At 34.5% G+C, this 6,571-nt stretch carries 10 protein-coding genes and 1 other RNA gene; 10 read left to right on the top strand and 1 reads right to left on the bottom strand.

The features are described 5' to 3' along the window. The first annotated feature begins 373 nt into the window (after positions 1 to 373). From BM018_RS08025 to BM018_RS07375, 7 genes are all read left to right on the top strand, one after another. Positions 374 to 835, top strand: coding sequence for a lactate/malate family dehydrogenase (locus tag BM018_RS08025; protein ID WP_200778589.1), 462 nt, complete (start codon positions 374 to 376; stop codon positions 833 to 835). Between the two features lie 174 nt (positions 836 to 1,009). Then, complete coding sequence (locus BM018_RS08020) at positions 1,010 to 1,159, top strand: hypothetical protein (protein WP_200778588.1); 150 nt, start codon at positions 1,010 to 1,012, stop codon at positions 1,157 to 1,159. A 79-nt stretch (positions 1,160 to 1,238) separates the two neighbouring features. Further along, on the top strand, positions 1,239 to 1,322 hold the full coding sequence (locus BM018_RS08360) for a hypothetical protein (protein ID WP_407640971.1): 84 nt from the start codon (positions 1,239 to 1,241) through the stop codon (positions 1,320 to 1,322). A gap of 22 nt (positions 1,323 to 1,344) precedes the next feature. Beyond that, on the top strand, positions 1,345 to 1,704 hold the full coding sequence (locus BM018_RS07390) for a PTS sugar transporter subunit IIC (protein ID WP_092320156.1): 360 nt from the start codon (positions 1,345 to 1,347) through the stop codon (positions 1,702 to 1,704). 346 nt (positions 1,705 to 2,050) lie between these two features. After that, entirely contained in the window at positions 2,051 to 2,830 is a 780-nt protein-coding gene (locus tag BM018_RS07385) for a transporter substrate-binding domain-containing protein (RefSeq protein WP_092320154.1), read from the top strand. A 22-nt stretch (positions 2,831 to 2,852) separates the two neighbouring features. Next, positions 2,853 to 3,611, top strand: coding sequence for an amino acid ABC transporter permease (locus BM018_RS07380; RefSeq protein ID WP_092320152.1), 759 nt, complete (start codon positions 2,853 to 2,855; stop codon positions 3,609 to 3,611). Further along, positions 3,601 to 4,335: an amino acid ABC transporter ATP-binding protein gene (locus tag BM018_RS07375; RefSeq protein ID WP_092320150.1), complete on the top strand. Its 735-nt coding sequence runs from the start codon at positions 3,601 to 3,603 to the stop codon at positions 4,333 to 4,335. Before BM018_RS07380 ends, BM018_RS07375 begins: the two co-directional genes overlap by 11 nt. A 10-nt stretch (positions 4,336 to 4,345) precedes the next feature. Here BM018_RS07375 and BM018_RS07370 read toward each other — a convergent pair whose 3' ends face one another. Then, entirely contained in the window at positions 4,346 to 4,648 is a 303-nt protein-coding gene (locus BM018_RS07370) for a PTS sugar transporter subunit IIB (RefSeq protein WP_092320148.1), read from the bottom strand. 104 nt (positions 4,649 to 4,752) lie between these two features. On the opposite strand from BM018_RS07370, the gene ssrA reads away from it, so the two are divergent. The 3 genes from ssrA to BM018_RS07355 all read left to right on the top strand — a co-directional run. After that, positions 4,753 to 5,099, top strand: a transfer-messenger RNA (tmRNA) gene (gene ssrA / locus BM018_RS07365). A gap of 521 nt (positions 5,100 to 5,620) precedes the next feature. Beyond that, on the top strand, positions 5,621 to 6,052 hold the full coding sequence (locus BM018_RS07360; RefSeq protein WP_159428243.1) for a D-Ala-D-Ala carboxypeptidase family metallohydrolase: 432 nt from the start codon (positions 5,621 to 5,623) through the stop codon (positions 6,050 to 6,052). Between the two features lie 25 nt (positions 6,053 to 6,077). After that, on the top strand, positions 6,078 to 6,571 hold a 494-nt coding region (locus BM018_RS07355), incomplete at its 3' end, for a hypothetical protein (RefSeq protein ID WP_143280479.1).

The following is a 6,571-nucleotide window of genomic DNA, read 5'->3' as shown; positions in this document are numbered from 1 at the left end:
AAATTATTGTAGATTTTCAGCTTTACAGTGTCACTAAATAACACTTATAACAGTACCAAACTAAACTTCCCTTAACTCCCTAGGAAAAAGAGCTTTTAATCAAACCTCACAAGATGAAAACATCTATGATACTTATTAAGCTATCCTTCTCAATTAAGAGTAAGCAACAGTAGTTCTTCTTAGTGAATTATTAATGATAAAATATCAAAAAATATTTCCAAAGGCTGGATATGAAAATAAAAAAATGCAAAAATATAAAACTTTAGTAATGACCATTTTTTAATATTTTATTCATATTAATGATTAAATTCACAATATATTTGACAAAAGACAAAATGCTAAAATCAAGCACAATAACTTAAGGAGCTAAAGTATGAAAAAAATCAGAAAAATTGCTGTTATCGGTACAGGCTTGGTAGGCTCAATCTGTGCCTATGCTTTAGTGAACCAAGAAGCTTGTGACGAACTCTATTTAATCGACATCAACAATAGACGCACTGAAGGCGAAGCTTGGGATATCGCTCAGGGTAACACGTTTATCCCTAAAAGAACAAAAATTACTGCTGCTGATTATTCTATATGTAGAGAATTAGATGTGATTGTTTTTACTGCTGGCGGTCCCCCTAAACCAAGCCAAACCCGTTTAGATACTTTAGACGTCAGTATCGACATAGCGGATGCCGTTGTTACCGAAGTAATGAAAAATGGATTTAAGGGAATTTTTACTGTAGCATCGAATCCAGTAGATATTGTCACTTATTTTATATACAAAAAAGTGGGTTGCTTGCTCATCAAGCAATCAGAACCGGCACTTCAATCTACACAGCACGGTTAAAATTCTTTTTATCAAATATTTGCAGCAACATTGATCTTCGTTCTATCAGCGGTTTCTGCATCGGAGAGCATAGCGACTCTCAAGCTATAAGTATGGAGTACGGTCCATATCGGAGGAGTTTCCTATTTAAACCTATGCAATTCAGATCCCAAACGCTATGCAGCCTCTGTTTGGATGAAATCCGCACAAAAGTTGTCCGTTCTGGTTGGGGAAATTTTAGAGAGAAAAGGCACAACCTATTATGGCATTGCAGCTGCAGCTACCGACATCATTAAAGCAGTGCTTTACGATGAACAAAGGGTAATGCCCGTCTCTGCATTTTAGATGGTGCATACAGAGAAAAAATATTTATACGGGCGTTCCCGCAATATTAGGCAGAAACGGCATCGAAAAAGTTATCGAATTGGAATTGACGTCGGAAGAAAAAGAAAAATTTCAAGCTTCAAACAATATCATCCGTGAATATATAGCAAAAATTAAAAAGTAATAAGGACAAAACCATAAACACATTGGACTATATTAAAGATAGAATTTATAAAGGTCCTACAGGATTATTACGAGATATTTTTGTGATGCTGGGCATTGGACTACTCTTAAAAAATATCGGGATTATCACTAATTTCGCGCCATTAGCAACAATAGGTACAGTGACCGTTCAATTAGTGGCTCCAGCGATCGAAGCAGGAATTGCATTTACTCTGAGCTCCAATCTTTTAACGGTATTATCAGCCATTGCCGCAGCAGCCTTAAGCGTAACTCCTGAAGGAATTAAAATTGTAACAGGTGAACCAGTAGGAGCAACTCTAGTAGCAATCGTGCACCCTTTGTCGGCAAAAAAAAATTTTCAGGAAAAACTTCTCTTGATATGATGGTTATTCCATTATCTCCTATCTTTAATAGGAGGATTAGCTGGTTTTTACATTTCCAAAGTCACTGCCCCTTTACTGGTTGATTTGGGACTTTTAATCACCCACGCAACCACTTTTAATACAGTTATTTCTTATGTAATTTATGTTATAATGAGAAAATATCTCCTTCCGATTTAGCAATGTGAGCTTATCAATCATTCTCTAAATTATCAAATAATCCTCCATTAATGGGGGATTACTGTTTCCAATAATTAAGCAATTTTGGTTCAAATAGTTGTAAAATTTCACTTATCATTGTATATTATGATAAATAGAGTTTTAAATATTGAATTAAGGAGTTTTTTCCATGAGAAATATAATATATTTTTGTACTTGTTTTTTATTAATCAGCTGCTCCTCCAAGCCCATCAAAACCCTTAAAGTAGGAATGGAACTAGCCTACCCTCCTTTTGAGACCAAAGATGCTCATGGAAATCCTACAGGAATCAGTGTTGATATAGCTCATGCATTAGGAGAGCATTTAGGGATTCCAGTGATTATAGAAAATATCGCATGGAATGGATTAATTCCTTCTTTACAGACAGGTAAAATAGATGCCGTTATTTCGTCAATGACGATCACGGAAGACCGAAAAAACGAAGTAGATTTTTCTGATCCTTATGCTACTGCCTACTTAGCACTTTTGATTTCTAAAAAATCCGATATTCAATCAGTTGAAGATCTTAATAAGCCCGACAAAATTTTAGCAGTTAAGCAAGGTACAACTGCTTATTTGTATGCTAAAAAATATTTATCTAATGTCATTTTAAACACTTTTACCAGCGAAAGTGCTGCTGTGACAGAAGTAATTCAAGGCAAAGCTGATGCTTTTATTTATGACCAGTTAACGATTTACCGTAATAATGTTCAAAATCCTAGCACAACTCGGACGGTCTTTATCCCTGTACAAAATGAACCAGACCAATGGGGAATTGCAGTGAAAAAAGGAAATACTGAACTGCTTAATAAAATCAATAAGTTTTTAGTTGATTTCAAAAAAAATGGAGGATATGAAAAAATTAGCGATAAATACTTAAAAGAAGAAAAACAAATTTTTGATGATATGGGATTTAAGTTTTTTTTCTAAAAGATAATTTAAGTAGCCACATATGAAAAAAAAATCTTTACCTGTTTTCCAGCTCTTGATTAATATTGTATTGTTATTCTGTGTTTTGATCATATTTACGTATATTACACTTAGAAAACTAGATTTATCATTGGATTTTTCTATACTTTTAGAATATAGAAAACAATTTCTTTCTGGGTTTGTCATGACATTGTTCATTAGTGCTTGCACGTTGATTTTAAGCCTTTTTATTGGCATAATTACAGCATTCTGCACTAACTCTCACATTATTTTTTTATCTTATCTATGCCGTTTATATGTACAATTCATTCGGGGAACTCCATTATTAGTACAAATTTTCTTTTTTTATTACATTATTGGAACAGCTTGGGGCATTAATAACAGATATATTGCAGGTATTATTATTTTATCGATTTTTGAAGGAGCATATATCAGTGAAATTATCCGCGGAGGCTTAAATTCCATTGATACATTACAATATGAAATTTCAACAGCAATCGGATTAAACCATCAGCAAAGATTTTTTTTGGTGCTGCTGCCACAATTAGTGATACGTATTATGCCAGCTCTAGCTGGTCAATTCGCTTCTATTATTAAAGATTCATCATTACTTTCTGTTATTGCAGTCATCGAATTGACACAGACAACTCAAGAAATCAGCGCGATTAATTATGCTTTGTTTGAGAACTATTTATTTTTAGGTTTATTATACTTTACATTAACATTGCCTGTGTTTTTATTAAGCCAATATCTGGAAAAGAGATTTGCTTATGCACATTAAACTAAGTCATTTATCTCATCAATTTCAGCCTGATCATATGGTTTTGAGTGATCTTAATTTAGAAGATAATTTTTCATCTTTGGCTTTGATAGGACCTTCAGGAAGTGGTAAATCAACACTGTTAAGAATTTTAGGTGGATTAATTATCCCTTCTGCTGGAGAAATCATTTTCAATCAACAAAAATTACATTTTTCAGCAGCTTCATTAGCAGCATGGCATAAAAAAATAGGTTTTGTATTCCAACACAACGGCTTATTCCCGCATTTAACAGGATTAGAAAATATTATTCTACCTCTCATACATGTGTTCAAAATAAAAAAAGAAAAAGCTATTATGGTAGCTAAACGTTTTATTGATCGTTTCAAGCTTTCAGAAAATATCAATAAATATCCTTATGAACTATCAGGAGGCCAATGCCAAAGGATTTCTATCGCCAGAGCTGTTTTAATTTCACCGGAATTACTTTTATTAGACGAACCAACTTCTGCCTTAGATCCGGAATTTACTGCAGAAGTATTAGATATGCTTCACGAATTACTATCAGAAGGCTTAAATATGATTTTAGTAACCCATGAAATGGGCTTCGCTCAACGAGCCTGTGAAAAAATTATGTTCTTAAATCAAGGAAAAATTAATGAATATGGAAATAGTAAAAATTTATTTACAAATCCCAAAACTCCAGAATTGCAAACATTCTTAGCAAAAGTCTTAGAATGGAATTAATAATAAAATATTATTTATTTTCTGCTAATTTAGCAATCTCAGCTAATACTTTCTCTACATTCATAGTGCCGTAATCCCCCATATCAACAACGTAAACAGGCTTAGATGTGAGTTCTTGAGCCTTTTCTTTTTGAAAACGAATTTGCGGTACCAATGCAATAATATCCGCAGATTCAAGATGATCATTAATATTAGAAAAGGGAATAGCTTGAATATTAATACCGATATTATTTTTGTATGCATACTCCTTTGTTTTCTGCACAAACAAGCTAGTAAACATACTAGCACTACAGCATAAAAGAATGTTTATCATAGATAAGCCCCTATATATTACTTCTTTGTATTATATATATTTTTTTTATAAAGTCAATCCTTAAGCTTGATATTTTTCTTGGGATGCTGTATCATAAAATTATAGGGGGTGTTTGGTTTCGACTGGGAGATTCTCTGTTATCAGTTTCAGGCGGGCATGAGCATGTCCTCAAACGGCTCAAAACAATAGTTGCAAATGACAACTACGCTTACGCTGCTTAATTAGCGCGTTTTCGAAAACTCCCGCTTTGATCTTTGGCGTTAGTTTTTGATCAGACTTAAAGATCTCGGATTTTTGCTTGCAGGACGGAAATCTTAAATCTACTGCATGCGTTAAGCCAGGGGTTTGCTTTCTCTCCCTGCTTAATTAAGACTAAAAAGAACAGCTAAGCTTGTGAATAAGACTTATAGCAAGACTTTCAGGACGCGGGTTCGAATCCCGCCACCTCCAATCGTAGATTTCCGGAATGCAGAAATTCTGCATTCCGGATTTTTTGCGCTAAGTAACTTTATTATCGTACATAAAGGGATGGAGACAGGTATCAAATTTAGAGAAATTTCAAAATTCTGTTTTCTCAGAATTTTTTTCTACTCTTCTCAAAATTGATTTTTGAAAATTACATTAGTACTGGAAAAATAAGGATTTCAAGTCCATACAAAACTTGTCCGGTAATCCTAAATGCGGACATTTAAAAAATAGCTCTCCAAACGTCAAAAAAACGTTTAGAACTAATTAAATTCAAGATTTGAATTTTGTTTGTTATCTAAAAAGAGAGGATTTTCAGGTAAAAAACAACAATTTTTTAGCATAAAAAAGCCGCTTAATGCGGATATCTTCCATGAATGCCGCGTATATAGGAATTACTTATATACATGGCTTCTTGTGATGATGCAGCATGATGCTGATAATAGCGCGGATCCACCGTTCTTTGATATGGAATTCTGTCGTAAAATTATTCTTAAGGAGCAAAAAATGAAATATTTCACAATGGCAGAATTAATAAAATCTCAGACGGCAGCACAAAGTTTTTTAAATAATATACCAGGTTTAGCAGAAAAAGCGATGTTGGAAGAATTAGTAGTAACGGTTTCGGATCCTTTACGGGAGGCGTGGAGATCACCGATTAAGCTAACATGTGCCTATCGAAGTAACGAGGTCAATAAAAAAGTGGGAGGGCATCCTAACAGCCATCATATCTACGGCTGCGCGGCGGATATTGTTTGTTTGAAGCAGGAACAAGACAGAATGATGAAAATCTTAATTGCAAATCCGCATGTGGATTTGTGCCAAAACTATCCGGACCGTAATTTTATCCACGTCAACATCGCCAGACCCGGGCAAAAACCCCGTAACCTTGCTCTCACTCAGTACAAAAATCAAAAAGCTATACCTTATAAAAAGTGAAAATATCAATATCTGGAGGGATATGATGAAAAAAATATTATTAATTTTAGCTCTGCTCTCACCTCTAAGCTTAGCTGGAAAAAATTATGCAAGTTATAATACAGGCCTGGGCATCAATGTGGGAACAATGGGCAAGGATTTAACCGTCGGCGTAACGGTGCATAATTTTATTGAAAACAAATGGCTCTTAAACCTTTATGGGAGCTGGGATTATCGATTTTTCGGGTACCAAAGTTGGAAGCACACAGGAAGTGTCGGTATCGGATTTGGCAAGATTAAAAGCCTCGTCAACCTCAAAAAACCCATTTATTTCAACAAAGAAAAGAAAAAGTATTTCAAAAGCCTTGGCATCGGTTCAACCCTCGACATAGAACAAAAATTTTCCAAAGATGCTTACATAGGTGGCCGTTACGGGGATACCCTCTGGGGCCAGCTCAACAGAAATATGTTAGGATTAAGTCTCGGAATCGACCACACAAGAATTATAGGATCAGGAATGTATGGGAAAGTCCATTATTC

The sequence above is a fragment of the Brevinema andersonii genome (assembly GCF_900112165.1).
Lineage (GTDB): Bacteria > Spirochaetota > Brevinematia > Brevinematales > Brevinemataceae > Brevinema > Brevinema andersonii.
The sequence above is the reverse complement of the archived record's forward strand: the minus strand, read 5'-3'. Positions and strand labels throughout refer to the sequence as shown.

Coding starts and splice junctions, on each gene's coding strand:
- BM018_RS08025 (WP_200778589.1), top strand. CDS start 374: ATGAAAAAAATCAGAAAAATTGCTGTTATCGGTACAGGCTTGGTAGGC.
- BM018_RS08020 (WP_200778588.1), top strand. CDS start 1,010: ATGAAATCCGCACAAAAGTTGTCCGTTCTGGTTGGGGAAATTTTAGAG.
- BM018_RS07385 (WP_092320154.1), top strand. CDS start 2,051: ATGAGAAATATAATATATTTTTGTACTTGTTTTTTATTAATCAGCTGC.
- BM018_RS07380 (WP_092320152.1), top strand. CDS start 2,853: ATGAAAAAAAAATCTTTACCTGTTTTCCAGCTCTTGATTAATATTGTA.
- BM018_RS07375 (WP_092320150.1), top strand. CDS start 3,601: ATGCACATTAAACTAAGTCATTTATCTCATCAATTTCAGCCTGATCAT.
- BM018_RS07370 (WP_092320148.1), bottom strand. CDS start 4,648: ATGATAAACATTCTTTTATGCTGTAGTGCTAGTATGTTTACTAGCTTG.
- BM018_RS07360 (WP_159428243.1), top strand. CDS start 5,621: ATGAAATATTTCACAATGGCAGAATTAATAAAATCTCAGACGGCAGCA.